Source organism: Halobacillus salinus (genome assembly GCF_004684905.1).
Taxonomy (GTDB): domain Bacteria; phylum Bacillota; class Bacilli; order Bacillales; family Halobacillaceae; genus Halobacillus; species Halobacillus salinus.
The window spans coordinates 113,994-133,846 of the sequence record NZ_SRJC01000006.1; the positions used below are offsets into that span (position 1 = coordinate 113,994).

21 protein-coding genes are annotated in these 19,853 nt (G+C 41.8%); 3 read left to right on the forward strand and 18 right to left on the reverse strand.

Annotated elements, in window-relative coordinates:
- Window positions 1-39: 39 nt before the first annotated feature.
- Together E4663_RS16845 and E4663_RS16850 are read right to left on the reverse strand one after the other, a co-directional pair.
- The gene (locus E4663_RS16845; protein WP_135328494.1) at window positions 40-1,254 is read right to left on the reverse strand and encodes a Bcr/CflA family efflux MFS transporter; all 1,215 of its coding nucleotides are present in this window, start codon (window positions 1,252-1,254) and stop codon (window positions 40-42) included.
- A gap of 198 nt (window positions 1,255-1,452) precedes the next feature.
- Window positions 1,453-2,601, reverse strand: a complete 1,149-nt coding sequence (locus E4663_RS16850; RefSeq protein WP_135328495.1) for an MFS transporter — start codon at window positions 2,599-2,601, stop codon at window positions 1,453-1,455.
- A gap of 239 nt (window positions 2,602-2,840) precedes the next feature.
- On the opposite strand from E4663_RS16850, the gene E4663_RS16855 reads away from it, so the two are divergent.
- The 3 genes from E4663_RS16855 (at window position 2,841) to E4663_RS16865 (ending at window position 6,514) form a co-directional block, all read left to right on the forward strand.
- Complete coding sequence (locus E4663_RS16855; protein ID WP_135328496.1) at window positions 2,841-4,358, forward strand: multicopper oxidase family protein; 1,518 nt, start codon at window positions 2,841-2,843, stop codon at window positions 4,356-4,358.
- 138 nt (window positions 4,359-4,496) lie between these two features.
- Window positions 4,497-5,417, forward strand: coding sequence for an ABC transporter ATP-binding protein (locus tag E4663_RS16860; protein WP_135328497.1), 921 nt, complete (start codon window positions 4,497-4,499; stop codon window positions 5,415-5,417).
- Entirely contained in the window at window positions 5,414-6,514 is a 1,101-nt protein-coding gene (locus E4663_RS16865; protein ID WP_135328498.1) for an ABC transporter permease, read from the forward strand. Before E4663_RS16860 ends, E4663_RS16865 begins: the two co-directional genes overlap by 4 nt.
- A 42-nt stretch (window positions 6,515-6,556) precedes the next feature.
- Here the strand turns inward: E4663_RS16865 and E4663_RS16870 are convergent, their stop codons facing one another.
- The 16 genes from E4663_RS16870 to E4663_RS16945 form a co-directional block, all read right to left on the reverse strand.
- Window positions 6,557-7,612 carry a galactitol-1-phosphate 5-dehydrogenase gene (locus tag E4663_RS16870; RefSeq protein WP_135328499.1) on the reverse strand — a complete coding sequence of 352 codons (1,056 nt, stop codon included), beginning with the start codon at window positions 7,610-7,612 and terminating at the stop codon, window positions 6,557-6,559.
- 214 nt (window positions 7,613-7,826) lie between these two features.
- Complete coding sequence (locus E4663_RS16875; protein WP_135328500.1) at window positions 7,827-8,861, reverse strand: zinc-binding dehydrogenase; 1,035 nt, start codon at window positions 8,859-8,861, stop codon at window positions 7,827-7,829.
- A 14-nt stretch (window positions 8,862-8,875) separates the two neighbouring features.
- Complete coding sequence (locus tag E4663_RS16880) at window positions 8,876-10,135, reverse strand: galactitol-specific PTS transporter subunit IIC (RefSeq protein ID WP_135328501.1); 1,260 nt, start codon at window positions 10,133-10,135, stop codon at window positions 8,876-8,878.
- A gap of 43 nt (window positions 10,136-10,178) precedes the next feature.
- Window positions 10,179-10,463, reverse strand: a complete 285-nt coding sequence (locus E4663_RS16885; RefSeq protein WP_079478516.1) for a PTS sugar transporter subunit IIB — start codon at window positions 10,461-10,463, stop codon at window positions 10,179-10,181.
- 25 nt (window positions 10,464-10,488) lie between these two features.
- Entirely contained in the window at window positions 10,489-10,773 is a 285-nt protein-coding gene (locus E4663_RS16890) for a PTS sugar transporter subunit IIB (RefSeq protein WP_079478515.1), read from the reverse strand.
- 2 nt (window positions 10,774-10,775) lie between these two features.
- Window positions 10,776-11,264, reverse strand: a complete 489-nt coding sequence (locus E4663_RS16895; RefSeq protein WP_421803897.1) for a PTS sugar transporter subunit IIA — start codon at window positions 11,262-11,264, stop codon at window positions 10,776-10,778.
- A gap of 33 nt (window positions 11,265-11,297) precedes the next feature.
- Complete coding sequence (locus E4663_RS16900; protein WP_135328502.1) at window positions 11,298-13,349, reverse strand: BglG family transcription antiterminator; 2,052 nt, start codon at window positions 13,347-13,349, stop codon at window positions 11,298-11,300.
- A gap of 367 nt (window positions 13,350-13,716) precedes the next feature.
- Window positions 13,717-14,658: a thymidylate synthase gene (locus E4663_RS16905; protein WP_135328503.1), complete on the reverse strand. Its 942-nt coding sequence runs from the start codon at window positions 14,656-14,658 to the stop codon at window positions 13,717-13,719.
- Window positions 14,659-14,679: 21 nt separating this feature from the next.
- A complete protein-coding gene (locus tag E4663_RS16910; protein ID WP_158290531.1) occupies window positions 14,680-15,306 on the reverse strand; it encodes a 4'-phosphopantetheinyl transferase family protein in 627 nt (208 codons plus the stop codon).
- 49 nt (window positions 15,307-15,355) lie between these two features.
- Window positions 15,356-16,117: a thymidylate synthase family protein gene (locus E4663_RS16915; RefSeq protein WP_135328505.1), complete on the reverse strand. Its 762-nt coding sequence runs from the start codon at window positions 16,115-16,117 to the stop codon at window positions 15,356-15,358.
- Between the two features lie 2 nt (window positions 16,118-16,119).
- Window positions 16,120-16,797 carry a C1 family peptidase gene (locus tag E4663_RS16920; RefSeq protein WP_135328506.1) on the reverse strand — a complete coding sequence of 226 codons (678 nt, stop codon included), beginning with the start codon at window positions 16,795-16,797 and terminating at the stop codon, window positions 16,120-16,122.
- Between the two features lie 11 nt (window positions 16,798-16,808).
- The gene (locus E4663_RS16925) at window positions 16,809-17,780 is read right to left on the reverse strand and encodes an ImmA/IrrE family metallo-endopeptidase (RefSeq protein WP_135328507.1); all 972 of its coding nucleotides are present in this window, start codon (window positions 17,778-17,780) and stop codon (window positions 16,809-16,811) included.
- A complete protein-coding gene (locus E4663_RS16930) occupies window positions 17,781-18,104 on the reverse strand; it encodes a helix-turn-helix domain-containing protein (protein ID WP_135328508.1) in 324 nt (107 codons plus the stop codon). It lies immediately after the preceding gene.
- Window positions 18,101-18,367, reverse strand: a complete 267-nt coding sequence (locus E4663_RS16935; RefSeq protein WP_135328509.1) for an acyl carrier protein — start codon at window positions 18,365-18,367, stop codon at window positions 18,101-18,103. Before E4663_RS16935 ends, E4663_RS16930 begins: the two co-directional genes overlap by 4 nt.
- 27 nt (window positions 18,368-18,394) lie before the next feature.
- Window positions 18,395-19,021 carry a dTMP kinase gene (gene tmk, locus E4663_RS16940; protein ID WP_135328510.1) on the reverse strand — a complete coding sequence of 209 codons (627 nt, stop codon included), beginning with the start codon at window positions 19,019-19,021 and terminating at the stop codon, window positions 18,395-18,397.
- A gap of 131 nt (window positions 19,022-19,152) precedes the next feature.
- Window positions 19,153-19,662 (reverse strand): DUF1643 domain-containing protein, encoded by a 510-nt coding sequence (locus E4663_RS16945; protein ID WP_135328511.1) that lies wholly within the window; start codon window positions 19,660-19,662, stop codon window positions 19,153-19,155.
- Window positions 19,663-19,853: the final 191 nt, after the last annotated feature.

A 19,853-nucleotide genomic window follows, 5' to 3' on the forward strand; every position in this document is an offset into this window, starting at 1 on the left:
AGCCCTACTCCATCCAACCGGACGAGCAGAGCTTTTATTTTATGAGGCATACGCTTTTCCTGCATCTTTCTTCGTCAACGTGAAGAATAACGTAGCACCAATCGACGCCGTCGTAAACAGAATGGTTCCCATTGGGACAGCTGTCGTCTCATCAAGCCCGACCAGTGGCGAGACAATCGCTCCGAACAATAGAGGCAGCATGCCAAGCACGGCGCTGGCACTTCCTGCTCTGTGACCTTGATGTTCCATCGCCAAGGTGAACGTACTCGTAAGCACCATCCCCATCGCTGTCATGTAGATGAAGATCGGAACAACAATCGAGTACAGTGGTCCTTCGACAATGGTCATCACGAGTAGAAAACCGGTCGCACTAACCGCAATCACTACAGCGGCCCGGAGCAAGCTTCGTTCGTGAAAAATACCTCCAAGGCGACCTACTAGGAAACTCCCCGTAATAATCGCGAGACCGTTAACCCCGAACAAGAAACTGAATGCCTGAGGGGATACACCGTAAATCCCCTGATAAACGAACGGCGTACCGGATACATAAGCGAAACTACCGCCGTGGACAAACCCGATCGTTAAGGCATAGCCGATGAACGACCTGTCTTTTACCAGACGACCAATCGTCAGGACCGATTCCTTCACGGAGCTTGGAATCCTGTTTTCTACCGGGAGTGTCTCTGGTAATTTTCCTGCCACGGTTAACACGATGGCTACCCCTACGATACTTAAGAAGAGGAAGATCGTCTCCCATGTGGCGAACGGTAATAGCAAAATCGCTCCACCTGTAATTGGCGCAATCATCGGGGCCGTCGCATTGATGACCATGAGTAAGGCGAAGAACTTCGTCAATGATCTTCCCGTAAATACGTCTCGTACGACCGCCTTGGAGAGGACAACACCGGCAGAAGCCGTGAATCCTTGGATAAAACGTGCGATGACGAGCACATAAATATTCGGCGCCAGTGCACAAATAAAGGACGCCACCGCGAAGAGGGCCAGGAAGATAATTAATGGCTTCTTCCTCCCTTGCGAATCACTGATCGGCCCGACGACCATTTGACCGACGGCAAGTCCGATCAGACAGGTGGTCAAACTAAGTTGTACTAGCGACGCATTCGTATTTAAATCGGCTGCGATTCCAGGGAAGCTGGGGAGATACATATCGATGTTGAGTGGCCCTAGAATCCCAAGCATCCCCAGTAGAAACGCAAGACCTATTCTCTCTTTCCCTTTTGGATTATGTAAAATGATGAAACACCTTCTTCTTTTTCGACTATTAAACTAAGATTTTAACCTCATTCATTATGGAAGTCTATTCATAAGCACATTTATGCAGGCGATTCTCATTCTACTTAATATCTGCAAAAGTTGCCACAGGAAATGATAAGAAAATGCCTGTCCCTAAAAATTAGAGACAGGCGATATTCAACCTTTTCACATGGCTTCCTAAAACTCTTCCTGGACGACAGGCAACATAAATACTTTCAACAAGCCGACAATCCCTAACAATAAGAAGATCAAACTATAAGCGGAATACGCAAGAATCCACCCAAACACCGCCGGTCCGAGAATCGCGCCGATATTCAACACGATGATACAGATGCCGAACCCTTGAGCGGGGAATTTGGGAAAGACTTTCGAACTCCAGATCGGCAAATAAGCGGCGTACAGCATGAAGGAGATACCAAACGTTAGTCCTGAGAAACAGACAAGTAACCACCCTTGAGACAAGAACAAGACAGACATGCTTAAAGAATAAAGAATAATTGTGAGAGAAAACGTGAACCTCATCCCCCATTTACTGATCAACTCTCCTCCGAGCAATCCAGCAAGACCTCCTATCCCTGTAATCAGGAAGAAGATTGCATTCGAATTGGCCATTGAAAAATTCCCCTGCACAAAGTCTGCCGAATAGGTCCAGTACGTCGATTCGGTGAACCCGAATAAAAAGGCCGAAGCATAGAATGGCTTTTTATCACTTGTCAGTAAAGGCTTCAAGTCAGCAAACCTGATTCTCTTGGCACTTGGTGTCTCGCTTTTATAAGGAATCGTCTTATACGCCCACCAATAAATGAGGTATCCGGCAACCGCTCCACCGCCCCAAATCAATCGCCAATTCCCGTCCAGGAATAAGTAGATAAGGGAAATAACAATCAATCCTACCGTAGATCCAGTACTGATAACAGCAAGCGACCTCTTCTGAATATTGATAGAGCAGTGCTCGTTCACACATTGGGAGAAAGAGGACCATGTCAAACCAGGGCTGAACCCAGCCAGTAAACAAGCGGCAGCGAAGATCATCCAGTTATCCGTAAGAGAGGCGATCAACAATCCCGTCGAAGCAGTCATAATCCCAGCCAAAATCACATGCCGTGCCCCGAACTTCACTACGAAAAGCACCACAATCAACGCCCCGGCCAAGAAGGTCACGAATGTAAGACTGGAGATCACCCCTAACAAAGAGGTGGAAAGACCAAACGCATTCTTGAATTCACTGAACAGTAAACCATAGCCATATCGAAACCACCCGAAGATTATCGTCAACGCTAGCAAACCCACGATGGATACTGTTGGTATTTGAGCTTTTTGTGTCATGAAATCATCCCACCCATCTAAGTTGTTATTGTGGAAAAATTTTACCTTTTTTCTTTGTGAGCTAAACCTGAAAAAGTATGTATAACCCTTATTCCTTCTAAGGTCTCAGACTTACCTCTCGTTGTTTCGCTTTACATGGTTAAAGGAAGGTAAAAAGTCTTAGGTCGTTCAAAAGAGGGCTAATACTACTTCGCTTTCAATAAGCTAAATTAAGACCACCCATATAAGGAGCGATCGATATGCTGAAGAAGTTCGTAGACCCGCTTCCGTTCATGGAAACCATCCACCCGACGTGTCTCATGCAGAATACGCCATTCTACGAAGTGACGATGCAGGAAACCTTTCAGAAGCTGCATCGAGACCTCCCACAGACGAAGATCTGGGGCTATAACGGAAACTATCCTGGCCCGACGTTTCACGTGCAACGCCATCAGCCCGTCCACGTACTATGGAAAAACGAGCTACCTGAGCATCATTTTCTCCCGATCGATACAACGGTTCATGGCGCTGAAAAAAGCAATCCGGAAGTGCGGACCGTCGTGCACCTCCACGGAGGGGTGACGCCAGATACGAGTGACGGCTATCCAGAAGCCTGGTTCACCCGCGACTTTCAACAAGTCGGCCCCCACTTTACCAATAAGCTGTACACGTACCCGAATCACCAGCCAGCGACCAACTTGTGGTACCACGACCATGCGATGGGCATCACCCGACTCAACATTTACGCCGGGCTTGCCGGCATGTACGTCATCCATGACAAAGAAGAAGCACACTTGAACTTGCCAAGCGAGCCATATGACATCCCGTTGATTATTCAGGATCGTTCCTTTCGTGAAGACGGCAGCCTTTTCTATCCGTCAGAACCAGACCAACCAGCAACCGCTCCCCACCCCTCCGTCGTACCAGAGTTCTTCGGAGACACCATTCTCGTCAATGGAAAAGTGTGGCCCTATTTCAACGTAGAACCGAGACGATACCGCTTCCGCATCCTGAACGGTTCCAACAGCCGCTTCTACCAATTCTCGCTGTCCAATAGCACACCTTTCATCCAAATCGGCACTGACCAAGGATTACTCGAAATGCCTATCCGCGTTCCTTCCCTAGTCCTTGCACCGGCAGAACGGGCGGATGTGATCATCGACTTTTCCAACTGTTACGGACAATCGATCGTAATGCAAAACGAGTTCGTAACGCAAGGCGAAAAACCGGATCCTGAAACGACGGGGAGCGTCATGCAATTCCGTGTATCGAAACCACTCAGCTGCCCAGACTTGAGTTCCATACCAACTCATCTGTCCGTTATCCCGAAACTGTCAAACTATCAGCGAACCCGAACATTACGACTCAACATGCGAGAAGATTCCTACGGCCGCAACATCCACTTGTTAGATGACCGCCTGTGGTCAGATCCCGTTACGGAGGCACCAAAGCTCGGGCAAACGGAGATTTGGAACATCGTCAATGTCACGGAAGCAACACATCCGATCCACCTGCATCTGGTCCGCTTCCAAATTCTCGACCGTCAGCCATTCGACCGGGATATTTTTGACAAGGAAGGTAGATTGGTTGCCACGGGGGATCGGGTACTTCCGGAGTTGAATGAAAGAGGATGGAAGGATACGGTGCGTGCAAGGTCTGGTGAGGTGACGCGGATTATTGTTCCGTTTGGTCCTTATCCGGGGTTGTTTGTGTGGCATTGTCATATTTTAGAACATGAGGATTATGAGATGATGAGGCCTTATGTGGTGATTCAATAAATAGAGTAAATACCTGCCACAGCGTTGCAGGTATTTATACATAGATGCATCCCTCTCTATATATAGGAGTTTTTTCTCACCAGAGGGAATAGTGACAAATCAATTCATGGTATATTAAAGAGGAATGGAGTTGAAATGATGACAAATACAATGATTCACGTAGAAGGATTAGTGAAAAAATACGGGAATATGACGGCTGTCAATGGCGTTGAATTCAAGGTGAACGCTGGCGAAGTATTTGGTTTACTAGGACCGAACGGGGCTGGCAAGACTACCACGATTGAAATGCTTGTCGGGCTCCGCAAGCCAGATAGCGGCACAGCTACTCTATCAGGCTATGATATTCGTAAACAAATCGACAAAGTGAAAGAAGTTATAGGCATTCAACTACAATCTACTTCTCTATTTGAATTGCTGACCGTTCAAGAGATTATGCAAATGTACGCGAGTTTCTATCCAAGCCACGTCTCGATTCCAGAATTAATTGATGACATGCTTTTAACGGAAAAGAAAAAGGATCGCATCAAAGGGCTATCAGGAGGTCAAAAGCAACGTCTTGCCATTGCCTTAGCCATAATTCATGATCCTGACATCATCTTTCTCGATGAACCAACGACTGGACTCGATCCTCAAGCGAGAAGAACACTTTGGGATATCATCGAAACGCTGAAATCCAAGGGGAAAACCATTGTTCTTTCTACCCATTACATGGACGAGGCGCACGTATTGTGCGATCGCATTGGAATTATGGACCAAGGGGAATTGATTGCCTTAGATACTCCGTCCAAATTAGTAAAAGAGCTACATTCCGACAGCGCCATCGAATTCACGCTTCCTATTGGTGAAGACGATACCTTTCTCCATCACTTACAACGCGTCACTCAAGTTACGAACCGAGAGGACGCCTATGTCATTTACACCGACGACCTCCAACTGACGCTGATTGATTTGATTCAACACTCCAAAGAAAATAACCTTAGTCTACAAGATTTACAGACTAGAACAGCTACACTCGAGGATGTCTTTATACATATGACCGGAAGGAGTTTAAGAGAATGAAAGCTTATTGGCAACTAACCTTAGCTCAGTTAAGAATTTTTGCCCGCAATCGCCAGGTGCTTTTCTTCACGTTGCTCTTTCCTATTATTCTTATGCTTACACTTGGCTCGTTTCTTGGAAACAGCGGGGGGACGAGTATTACGATGGCCGTCGTCGACCAGGATGGATCACAAGAATCCAAACAGCTTCTCTCCACATTTGAAAACAATGAATCCATACAACTGGATAAACGCACGGATGTAGACGAAGCGTTAGATGAACTGAAAGAAAGTGACTATCAAGTCGTCATGGAAATCCCCGAAGGTTACGGGGAACAATTACAATCCCATACAGATGAAAGCGAAGCATTTGATCTACCCGTTTATTACAACGAAACGGATGCCACGGCTTCTGAGCTAGGGTTGACCGTCGTTAATGCAGCCGTCGATCAAGTCAGTAAAAATATCGAGGACTACTCCCCGGCCGTAGCCGTCGAGGCGGAAGGCGTACGCGCCCTCGATCTTGGCTACATTGACTTTCTAGTTCCCGGTATCGTCGCGATGATGATCATGAATAACAACATGAACGGAGTAGCCGGACAAATTTCTGCCTGGCGAGAGCGCGGAATCCTGCGCCGTATGCAAGGAACCCGTCTCAAGGCGTCCACGTTTATCGCAGGACAAATAACCGCCAGGGTGATATTAAACGCCTTACAAGCAATACTTGTACTGATTGTCGCAAGTTTACTATTCCAAGTGCAGGTGAATGGTTCATGGCTTGCCCTGCTCACCTTCGTCGTACTCGGAACACTCGCCTTCATGGCGATCGGCTTCATTATCGCCGGTCTCGCGAAAAACCCGGAAAGTGCAGGCCCGATTGCAGGCTTCGCTTCCTTCCCGATGCTATTCTTAGGTGGAGTCTTCTTCCCCATCAACAGCATGCCGGAATATCTCCAGCCGATTGTGCACATTCTGCCGATTTCCCATTTGAGTACAGCTCTTCGGGAAACGATGAATGTCGGTATACCTTTCTTCGATCTTTGGCACCACTGGCTTACGTTAGCAGCCTGGTTAGTTGTTGCTTTCTTTATAGCGAGTAGAACGTTTAAATGGGAATGATATAAAACGCAAAAAAGACCGCCAGCAGCGGTCTTTTTTTCATTAAATAGCATAATGCGGGTAAAACATAACCTTAACAAAAGAACCATCACGGTTGTTCAGACTCTCAAACGTAGCCGGTCCGTCTTTCAGTGATAACCGATGAGAGATTAACGGTTGAATGTTTAATTGCCCGTTACTCATATAGTGGAGCGTTGCTTCCCATTCCTTGCCTGGAAATGGTGCGGATATCGCATTCCAGGAACCGATCACTTTCAGTTCATTACGGACGATTCTCTCAAAGTAAAATCGGTCTAATTCTATATTGGCATAGGGGATTCCCATATAGAGAACCTCCCCTCCCTTTTTCGGAAGGGCAAGTACTTGTTCTGAGGTGATTGGGGAGCCGGCACATTCGACCGCTAAGTCGACTCCTAACTGATCTGTCACTTCCGCTACTCGGTTATGCGGTGTATGAACAGTTGGGTTGACCAACACATCCGCTCCTACTTCTTTCGCTATTTCTAGTTTCTTGTCATCAATATCAATCGCTATGACTTGCTTCGCTCCGAAGATTTTAGCCCACTGTACCGCAAGTAACCCAATGCTGCCACAGCCCATAATGGCGACAGTGGATCCTGGCTGGATACTTGTTCGATAAAATCCGTGCGCGACTACAGAGGAAGGTTCCACCATGGCTGCCGATTCATAATCGACATTATCGGGAAGTTGCAGAACATGAGACGCGGGAAGCGTGACAAATTCAGCATAGGCACCGGGGTGACGAGCGCCGATGAGCGTCAACTTTTCACATTGCGATAAGTTCCCCTTCAAGCAGCTATGACATTCCCCGCAGTAGAAAGTCGGGCATCCAGCGACTCGATCTCCCACTTTAATCCGATCTACCTTCGAGCCTGTCTCTACTACCTCACCCGAGAACTCATGGCCAAAGGTCATCCCTTCTACATAAGGTCCAAGCTTCTTATAGCGGGAAACATCCGATCCACAAATACCTACGGCCTTCACTTTAATGACAACTTCATCTTCCTCCGTTAACACAGGATTAGGCTTTTCTTCGTATCGTAAGTCCTGGGTTCCATAAAGATTCAATGTCTTCATGTATCTCACCTTCTATCTTCTATACATTTTCCGTTTCTTCCGTCGTTCCGGAATGGGGAGAAGATCTCTTTTTCATCAATTTCCAGCAAGCAAAACCCACGATCAAAGGATTGAAAATCATTTGGTTGTCAAAATAGACATCCCCTATTGATCGCATCGGTCCTAGCATAAACTCAAGAAATGCATCTACCATGTAAAACCCTCATTTCCTTTTCTATTCATCTACCGGAGTCAATAAAACTTTGATCGCTTCCCCGCTCTTGATCGCTTGATAAGCCTGATCCCATTCTGTAATCGGGAATTCATGGGTCACAAGTGATCGAGCGTTCACTCGACCGCTGTTCATCAAATGGAGACTAGGCTCCCAATCAGCAGCTTTTTGACTTCTACTTCCGACGACTAGAATTTCTTTTTGGATGATCTTCTCTAGGTTGAATTCGATCTCCGGCTTTGCGAATATACCTACTTGCCCGTATTGCCCTTTCTTCCTCAGTAGATTCAAGGCTAGGCTCGCCGCTGGCACAGCCCCGGAACATTCATAGACAACATCCGCTCCGTATCCATCCGTAAGTCCGTTAACGAATTCCTGAAGGTCCTGTTTCTGTATATCGAGGGCGTAGTCGATTCCAAGCTCCTCTGCTTTGCTCAATCGAACTTGGTCGTGGGACAAGCCAGCAATAATAACTTTTGCGCCTTTGCTTTTGGCAACTTGAGCCGTAAATAATCCTATAGGACCTGGACCAATGACGACTACTAGATCCCCTTCGTTAATGACTGTTTTTTCAACAGCATGATGCGTGCATGCAAGCGGCTCTGTCATCGCGCCAGAACGGTAATCTACTTCTGGTGGAAGGTGATGAACGCTTTCCTTCCTAGCAATGAGATACTTGGCAAAACCACCATCTTGCTGCGTTCCCAGCCCTTTTCGATAATTGCAGAGGTTAAAGTCCCCATTTTTACAATATTCGCATTCACCACATACGTAAAAGGTTGTTTCCGAAGTCACTCGATCTCCAATCTTGATTTCCGTAACGTCCTCTCCAACATCAACAACGACTCCTGAAAATTCATGACCAAGCGTTACTGGAACTTTCACTTTATAGTGGCCTTCATAGGTGTGAATATCGGATCCACAAACCCCAGTATATTTCACTTCAATCTTCACCTGACCATTGCCCACTTCCGGCTCCTGTTTATCTTGGATTTCTAAATTCCCGAATCCAAGCTCTGTCTTCACAAGTGCTTTCAACCTTATCCCTCCAGTTAATTGAACAAGCTAAATACTTTGTAGATGATCCAATTGACTAAGTTACCGCCTTGGTCGATACTCGAGATTTTTGCTGATCCTTCTGGCATTTCGAAGTCAGCATTTACAGCCATTTCTGTAAATAAAGGCGCAACGTCTGTCGCCATATAAAGAGATAAAGCGATCATCACCGTTCCGACAATGACGGAGTGGACGATATTACCTCTCGCGGCTCCAACAATGAAGGCGACTACGAATGGTATAGTGGCTAAGTCACCAAACGGAAGAAGCGCATTCCCTGGTAAAATGACGGCTAAAACAACAGTAACCGGTACTAGAATCAGCGCTGTAGAGATAACAGCAGGGTGTCCTAAAGCAACCGCTGCGTCTAATCCGATATAAATCTCCCGATCGCCGAAGCGTTTAGATAACCATTCACGTGCAGACTCAGAAACTGGCATGAGCCCTTCCATCAGAATCTTCACCATTCTAGGCATCAGTACCATAACGGCCGCCATGGCCATTCCTATTTCAATGACTTCCCCTGCACTGTAACCAGCGAGGATTCCAATCGCTGCTCCTAAGAACAATCCGATGAAAATCGATTCCCCGAAAATACCGAACCGTTTCTGGATTGTCTCTGGATCCGCATTCCAATCCTTAATGACAGGAATTTTGTTTAACAACTGAACTAAGAAGATACCCGGTGCATACGAAATGGTACTTCCTGTAGCTATAGAAACACCCGGAAGATCATAGAACTTACTGACCATCGGTGCGGTCCAGTCTGCTACTTTAAGACAGACCACTTGGAAAATGACCGCAGCAATCAAACCTTGAACGATACTGCCGGAAACTGCGTAAATCATCGCAGCCATGAATGTATAGTGCCAGAAATTCCAAATATCAACGTTCATCGTCTTGGTCGTCTTCGTCACAAGCATGATGACATTGACTACAAGACCGAGTGGGATGATGAATGCTGCAACAACAGACGCCCAGGCGATCGATGAGGATGCTGGCCACCCAACATCAATGACGTTCAGTTCTACGCCTAAACGATCTACCATTCCTTGTGCAGCTGGTCCTAAGTTATTGACTAGCAAATCAACAACTAAGAAGATCCCCACAAATGCTACTCCGATAGTCAGTCCGGACCGGAAGGCTTTCCCTGGTTTCTGCCCGAATAGCAAGCCTAATAAGAAGATAGCGACAGGCAATATGACCGTTGCCCCTAGGTCTAAAAATCCTTGTACGATATTGACGAAACCCTGCATGTTTACTCCTCCCTAGTTCTAACAGGTTACAACGTGCGTAATTTTACTTTTTAAGTTCCTGTAGAATTTCTTTTTTAGTTTCTTCTGTCCCAATTCCAGTCAAGAATGTTCTGGCATTGATTACTGGAAACGGATAGTCTTTCTGAGTCATCGCCGTTGTCACTAACAAATCTGCCGTATCTACATATCCGCCGACTTCTGCAATCTTGATTTGCACTAGATCCACGTTTAGGTTGTTCTCTTTGACCATCTCTTCAATCGCTCCGTTCACAACCGTTGATGTTGCAATGCCTGCTCCACACGCTACTAATACTTGTTTCTTTGCCATAATGAATCCCTCTCCTTTTGAGTTATTATTTTTGAAGCGCTGTCAAAATTTCTTGTTTTGTAGCATCCGTTCCTATACCGGTAAGAAAAGATCTTGCGTTAATGACTGGGAATGGGTATTCCTTCTGCGTCATAGCTGTTGTCACTAGCAAATCAGCTGTATCTACATATCCGCCGACTTCTGCAATCTTGATTTGTACCAGATCAACATTCAGGTTGTTTTCCTTTGCCATCTCTTCAATCGCTCCGTTTACGACCGTTGATGTTGCGATCCCTGCTCCACATGCTACTAATACTTGTTTCTTTGCCATGATTAGTTCTCTCCTTCAAGAACACCGAAGTCCAGCTTCTCTTCTAATAGACTTCTAATGTTTGTTTTATTTTCTTCTTTAAGAATAGACATAAGTGTTTCTTCCGTTTGAAAAACTCCCATTAACTGTTGCAATAAGGTTAGCTGCGAATGGGCTTCATCCATCGCTAGTAGAAAGACGATACGGACTGGAATCGTTTCCTTATCATCACCCATTACGCCAAACTCGACCGCTTCTTTCAGTACGCCTACACTGATTGCTTTACGTTGCACATGCTCCACATCCGTGTGAGGAATCGCCACAGCTACTCCTGCAGTCGGCAGACCAGTGGCATATTCTTCTTCCCTTGCAATGAGGGCGGGAATGAAGCTTTCTTTAACTAAATTCTGAGAGAGTAGATTGTCTCCCATCTTTTCTAGTACTTCTTCTTTGGAAGCTGCCTCCATATTAAGTAGAATGACAGATTCATTAAAATAGACATTGCTCACCATATTCACCACGCTATACTAAATATTTTTACCTTTTCATTCGGTAGAATAAGCTTGAATCAGCTGATGGACATCCTCTGCCTCTTCCGCTTGAATGAGGCTGCTTCGGTCTTGTTCTTCCCCCGCTAAGTTCATCAATTGCATCAATCCATTCATATGCTTCTTCTTATCCTCGGCAGCGATCACGACGATGACGTGGACCGTTTCTTCCTCATTAAAGGAAACACCCTGTTCCACTTTCAATAGACTCATCCCCGTTTTGTTTACTCCATCCTCAGGGGCTGCATGAGGGATGGCAAGATGAGGTGCAATAATGATATACGGATCTCTTTCCATATGATGCACCATTGTATCGACATACCTTTGTTCCACATATCCCTTCTCCACCAGTGGTTCAGAAGCGATCTCGACCGCCTCTTCCCAAGAGCGTACATAGCTTCTCAATTTGATATGGTCGATGGGAATCAGCTGATCTAAGTGAAGCGCTCTTCGTTCTACACTTTGTTTAATAGAAGATTCCTCATTACTGTGGACATAAGAATTAAGCTCTTCCACCAACACTCTTTCATCATGAATCGTCGTGTAGTTTCGAATGATATCCATTAGATGATCAACGTGAATGTCGTTTAGGACATAACCTTGAACTTCCATCATCACTTGTTTCCTCAAGCGCAAGCGATCATCGTGATTAAGGATGGCCTGGCATACGATCACTTTTTCATTTTCTTTTCCGTCTAGAGGAATCGTAGAGAACACTAAATCACAATCCAATTCGTATTCCATATACTCTCGCTTGGACAAAGAATCTAAGAAGACGAACTCTGGAAACAGCTCGGTCAGCTGATTAAACAGCAACCTGGAAACCGAAACCCCCTGTGGACAAACCACAATGGCTTTCACCTTTTTCTCAATGCTTTCTCCCTGTCTCGTCATCCATCCACCGATCAACATCGTCACATAGGCGGCTTCGTTGTCCGGAATCTTTGTACCAATGTACCGTTCTAATGGTCCGACCGAACGTTTGACGAGATGGTGGATTTCCTTCAGCTCATCCGCAATCGAATCTTGAATGACCTGTGTCTCGGTAAGTCCATACTTGATTCGGTAGTATGCAGGGCGAATATGTTGAAACAGTTTATCCACCAGATGCTCTCTATTTTGAAAATGGATGCAGGCACTTTTCTCAAACAGTTGAAGCATTTGTTCAATAACTGGAACCAAATCAGACATCGCATCATCATCTGTCAGCTCCTCCGATCGATACACGTTTGTCGTCAATAGATGGAGTGTCATAAATAATCGTTCCGCTTCCGGAATCTCGATCGATTCAAAAACCTGTCCGACAAGCTCGTATTCCTTGGTGCTGGAGACATCCTTATGCTTCAACGGGAAGTTCGTAATGACGAAACCTCTCTCCATCCGCCGTAGAATCAATGCCAAAATATAAGGCATGATTTCTAGTTTCTCGTCCGTGAATTGAATGTTCAGTTCGTCTTCCAGTTGCCCGATTTGCTTCTTGAATCTAGTTAATTGTTCCGCGGATAGAGCAGCCAATTCTTTCACTTTGCCTTCTCCGGTATGCGTCATCAATTCGTAAACCGCCTTAATCAGCACGCGACGAATTTGAAACTCTTTACCTTCCAACAAATAACCTGTCTTCCTCGTGTATTTAATACTCACACGATAGGGATCCAAGAAGGACTGAACCTGCTTCAGGTCATTCAAAATCGTATTTTTACTAAAGTCGAGCTCGTAAGTGAAGTGATTCAAGGACAATTCTTCTCTACTTAAGAGCATCAGTATAATTAAATGAACTCTTTGTCTTTCGGATAACACCGTCGTTTCGAACGTCGGCTTCTGTTCGCCGTTCACTCGGGCAAAGATGGCTCGATCAATAATGAACTGCCCCTGCCTCGTCCGCTCGATTTCTGGAAGGTTGTGAGACTCCAACCAATTGTTGATTTTGCTGAAACTATATCCAAGTTGTCTCCTTGTCAGATTATATTTCTTCTCTAGAGTTGTACTCGTAATCTTCGGATTAACAACTAGCTCATGAAGGATTTTATTGCTTCTTTCGTTAAGTTCCACTCTGTCTGTCCCCCTTCCACAATTTCATTCTAGCACCTATAGAATCGTCTATGTATACGCTTTCATCCCAAGATAGTGGAGTTAGAATGTACATCGTAGTGATTTACTTTTGTAATATTCAATTATTTATGGGTTGGAAAACCGTTCTGGCTGCTCTATTTAATTATGATATTTCTCTCTTCTCTATCACAAAACTTCCTCTACCTTTCTGGTATGCTAAGACTAATTATTATAAAATCAAACGAAAAAAACTTACTCCTTTACTACAGGAGTAAGCTCATTCGTTTCCTTTGTAGAGATGCAACGGATGAAAACACCAAACACTTATTCTTTCACACAAAGATTCTCTAATTACTTCTTAACAAATCTAGCTTTTACTATTTGAAAAGTGCGAATACCACAAGTATCCACTATGCCCTAATAGGTTTTTGGGTAATAGATTCATTACTTCTTCATTTAGTCCTACCTCTTTAAATTTTTGATAAGAAACAAACAAGTCTTTATAGGGGGGTGCTAAAGACTCATAATTTCGATCAAGTACCTCCTGATGATCAACATTAATAAAAGTCGATGTTTTTACTTTGTCATATTTATTGATTGTATCTTTTATACTGCTTATATTGTTTTCATCTACAATTCTTTGTACTTTATCAAAATGTTTGGTGTATAAATGAAGTGAATCAGTAAAATGTTTTTGTTTGCCCACTTTAAATCCTGTTTTAGAAGCAAGAAAACATTGTAATAAGTAAAAAACAACTACATTGTATGGGACACCAAGATAAAGATCATTTGAACGATTAACAACAGTCATATCTAAAGAATCATCTCTAACTTTTAACATTATTGAAATGTTACAGGGTATATCTTTTGAGAGACTCCCTAAATCACTAGCACTCCACATTGAAAGAACAACTCTTCTTGTGTCACTATACTTGGTTAGATTTTCAATAGCTTTGTCAATTTGATCTACTCCATGAAATTTCCTTAATCTATGTCCATATGCTCCGTTCAATGTTTCTCCATCATCAGAGTATTGGAAATAATTTCTGATAAAATAATTGAGCGGTTCTAACATATTAGAACCTTCAATTAACCAAGAAAACTCCGTCAAGGCAAAGAAAGGGTTAAAAGCCCTCCCTCTCAATATCGGAATCCTAAATTCATCTTGGGGGGATATCTCGAAAAAAGCTGTCCCTAAATCTTTGACCAGACCATTTCTTGAGGATGTTATACCTTCTTCGGAGTTAGTAGCTAGATGCAACAACTTGTAATAAACTATTGAAAAATTACTTCCATCTACCGTTATCAATTAAAATCCCCCTTTTCAAAATTAATTCTCACCGATAAGTGCTACACATAAGACGTACCTGCCACACTTCTCCCAGTACCCCACCCCATGTACACACTCAGCGTAATAATAAAACTCTTTTCCTTTAGAGGATGGGAATACCTTAATATTTTCAATGTTTTCTGGTTGGTTAATCTTCTTTGACAATGACTTATAGCTCGCTTCTTTACATGCCCAGGCTACTGTTAAGATTGTATCTTTATCTTCATGGGATAAAGACTTAAACCATGATTCTTTTTCTCTCTCAAGTAAGTAGTATTTTGCGAAATTAGGGTGTCTACTTCTTATCTTCTCAATATCACATCCAATCCCGGGGACTCCTCGACTACTACAAGAAAAACCTATAGAATCGCAGTGAGATATTGAAAAGGCAATATTATTTTGTTTGCCTCCAGAAGAATATGGCACACCATTCTTGTCATTATGAATTTCTATTTGAATAATGTCATCAGCATTTATATCTAGACATTTCCCTATTGCATACTTTGCCGTTACCCTCCCTACAACCCAATCTTCACCATTTCTAAAGTGTCTTTTTTGGTTGTTCCACAATAATAGCTCCTGTTTATTTAATAAATGAAGATCACATTCAGTAAAACGTTTAATCACTATATTTATCCAAGAATTATTTAAAAAAACACTTTCCCTTGTAAAATCCTTATACATCAAAATCTAATTCCACTTGTTCTTGATTATTACAAATGCTCATCATTTTATCGTAGTTAGATTTCGGTTTTATTGGGCCTAATGCTGCATGCGTTGCAATACATGTGAGTTTGCCTATACCGTATCCTGACTCCCTTGCTATAAAACCTAACAATCGTCCAAGACCCAAGTAATTTCCATATGCTTTTTGTACAAAGTACTGGTTCCTATATATAGCAGTTAAATCAATTAGATTTTCTCTAACCTTTATACTTATGAAGCTCATACAAGGAAAACCCATCTGATTATTACAGTCAAGCTCTGGATCATATATTGACATTTCGTACATTACTCTTATACCTCTACCATTTTGTTTCTCTCGTGCTAGTTTGAAAATAGTATGTTCAACTTGATTAAAGGATTTATTGCTTGCATAATCCCATTCTATTAATCTTCCAAAATATGTACCTTTGTTATTTTCCGGAACTTTCCTTAAAATTGGATAAACTCTTGAAAATCTTTCGTAAAAGTTATGCCTATCCTGACTCTTTTCATACATCCCTAAAGGGAATATTGTGTTAGAAACTGTCTCTACAGTTTGATCGCCCATACTATAAAGTAACTTATTAAAGTTATTACGGGTGTGAACATCATCTGAAGTTGGATTCTCTACCTCGACTACTAAGTTATAATCTTCTTTATCGTTTGCAACCAAATGATTAATTGCTTTCTTCCAAGCATCGGATACACATACACCATTAATTATAGTATTCAAGATTATGCCCCCTTAGGTAAAAACCAAGCTCCAAGATTATATTTCATAAAATATTCATAGGATAGATAGGCATAACCATCATCCCCCCAACTTGATCCCCAGCTATTCCTTATAATAAAGAACTTTTTACCATCGTTTTTCTCACCATAACCCACAATTAACACTGCATGTAAACCTTCCATAGAATCAGCTTGTGGTACATCTATAAGATAATCATTGGCCTCGTTCGCCATCCAAAAAGTGGGCTGAACTGATACACCAGTAATTACAGCTCTTTCTTTTCCTAAATGCAACTCTATCTCACTTACATCAGGTCTAATAGAATCATAGTTACATATCTTTCTATTAGATGCATCTTTTAGAATAATAGGCTCTATACTACTTAATTTCATAGGTTTTTGTGCATAAGCATCATAAGGTAATAAAGTATTTGTAGTCTGCCCCCACGTTTTTATGGATTGGAAAGCACTTGGAATACTGACCCCGCTATTATCATTACTACCATGCACATGTTTAGCACATGAAAATAGAAATTCTTCAGAAAGTTTCTCTAGAGAATCCCTGTGTTGCTCATGGCATCCAGTTACTGCAAATGCAGTACATGTCCCCCGACTCCCTTGATCTCTTACCTCTGTAAAATTTCCTCGTAAATCAATTTTAAAATTGTATTTTTTCGTCATAACGAACCCCTTTATGCTGTCAGTTGCTCTATACTTATTCCATATCTTTTGACTTGAGTAATAATGTTCAAGTGAAAATACCCTAGAGATTCAGATTTTGGCATCCAAGGTCGTCTATGGGATAAATCTAAATTAATTTTATCTTCTTCGTTTAATATTTTAATAACAATCCTGCGTACTCCAGTTACCCCAAACTGGCTGAGGTCTGCATTTTCAGAGTTCCAATAATTAGATATGTTTTTTGATTCAGGGATGTTTGTCCATTTATAACCTGTGCTTGGGTTTTCTTCTAGATGAACTCTTATCTCGTCACCTATGGTTGGGTATACCGTAGTATTATTCTCCCTTTCTGATATGTTCCAGATATTATTCCAACTAGTTTGTAAACCTTTATTACCATGGAATTTCTTGATTTCTGATGGACTTACACTAAGTAATTCTTTATATTTAGATCGAGTAATAAATTTTAGTGAGGCAAGCCTATTAACTGTTGCTTGATAACTTGTGTCCATTCTTAAAGAAAGTTCGTAAACTGAATTTGAATTTAACTGATCAGGATTTATAGCAATTCTCTTAAGTACATTATTTATTAATTTTCTTGGCATTAGAATACTGGAAGCAAATTCATTGGCGATTTGTTCATTGTCTTCTCTTTTGTAACTGTCAACATTAAACAAATCTGAGGAAGTATCTATACTTGGGGGATCATTCCTTATAAAATGGCAAAGCTCATGAGCAGCAGTGTACCTCTGCCTAGTTAGTGGTAATTCTTTATTTATTAAAACACCAGGTTTCCTATCAGGGGTTTCAGGAAGAAAAGCTCCAGCTAAGCTGTCTAGTTTCTGAAAATTCAATAATATTTTTTTGTTTTCTATTATACTGAATATATCAATTGGCTCTTCAAAAGTTAGCTTGTGCTTAGATAAGATTCTACTTGCTTCTATCGTTGCAATCTTTACTGCTTCACTCTTTGAAATACCCATTTACTTCTCTCCTTCTTTCATTATTGAAAGAACACCGGAAAACCTAATTAATTGTTTTTTGTCTTGTTGAGTTAGTTCTGCAGTTGTTCTGGCTAATATCCCCACTTCGAAATTAGTATTAAAGACCTCATCCCCTTGTAAAAAAAAGGCTCTTGGATGTTTATATAACTGCGCCAACATACCCAATTTTTCTTCATCTGGTACTTGCTTATCACATTCAAAGCCACTTAGTGACTTTATAGGTATATTTAAATTATCAGAAACTGTTTCAATGCTGATCCCTAAATATTCCCTAGCGTCTCTCAACCTTTCACCTATACTCAATTCAAATCATCTCCCTTCTCCTTCAATAGTTTATCCATTAGTTCACAGAACTCTTTAAAAGAAGATTTCACATTACTATGAATATCTTTAACCTTTACTGTTACCCCCAATTCATCTTCAAGAGGTCCAATAATCTCTAAGAAAAAGATTGAGTCCACTTCAGTATCCCCAAATGCATTAACTTCAGTCATTATTCTTTCAGCACTATCACCACACCAATCTTCTAGGTAATTTGCTATTTTCTGCATTAAACCTTCCTTCATTTAATTTCATCCTCTTCCCAAGGTGATTTAAATAATATCTTCTATAATTTTTAATATATCTTGATGGATTTCATCAGTTGAATTTGATCCATCAACTATTTTAACTCTATTAGTGCTTAAGCTTGCAGAATATAAAAACCCTTGACGAGCACTCTCCTGAAATTTATGCTCTTCAAGGTCAAATTTGTCAATATCATCCGCCCACCTCTTAGTAATCCTTTCTTTAGCAATTATGGGATCTATATCTATAAGTATAGTTAAATCTGGCTGTCTATTTTCTGTAGCTAAAACAGTTAGAATATTAATCAAAGGTAGAGGCAAGCCTCTCCCAAACCCTTGATAGGCTATCGAACCATCTATTCCCCTATCACTTATGACAAGATTTCCTTGGGCAATATTCGGCTCTACTACTTTTTTTATAGTTTCATGCCTATCAGCTTCAAACAATAAAAGCTCAGATAAATATTCAGGTTTTACTTCTAAATCTTTCACAAGAATTCCCCTTAACTCTGCCCCCAATTTTGTTCCTCCAGGTTCTTTTGTAAGGCTTACTTTAAGTCCTTTACTACTTGATAAATACTCTTCTAACATTTGCACCTGTGTCGTTTTACCTGCTCCTCCAATTCCCTCAATTGTAATCCATTTCCCTCCCATTAACACAACCTCCATATTTGGAATATAATTCTATTATACATGAATATGATAGGTAAGAATATCCACGTGTCAGAAATTTAAATTACACTAAGAAAAAAGACTAAATTATTCAGATAGAATAATTTAGTCTTTTAAAACCGAATAGGCGTAATATTAGATTTAACATAAAGTGGATGACGAGGAAAACCACTTTTGGTAAGTTCCAAAGTATATAATGGTTTATTCGATTGGTTCTTAAGTAGTTTCAATACCTCTTTGTCTCGATTAAACAAACTTCCTTTAGTTCCCCATGCCAAAATTACTCTCTCCGACCGTTCTAACGCTTCTTTAATATATTCATCATTTTTATCTCCGATAGGATTTGTTATACCCTTCAGCATTTTAGGATTTGGCGTTCTGTAGGCGAACAGATTAACTACCTCCAAGGAACCATACCCCCACTTACAGGCAAAGTTCATGCACCTGCGTAGTGTTGGATCGTCCTCTTGGCCATCCGCAGTACTGGGATTAAGCATTACAAATAAAACTCTAGGTAAATTTTCATCCCACACGCGCCATAAAGAATATCGGTATTGTTCTCCCTCATCTATAATTGCTCCTCTGTAATTCTTAAAAAGAACATTATAAATATCCAATTGCATATACATCACCCTCTGCATATTATAAACTTTTATGAAATTCTTTGCACATTTTATTACTAATAAGGTTCCAATCCACCGTACACCTAGCTGGAATTTTCAATACTAAATAACTCCATTAATCCACTTAAAATATTATTGGATAAACAAGGCTCTAAGTATCCCAAATCGAGTGTTTCATCTAAGAAGTTAAA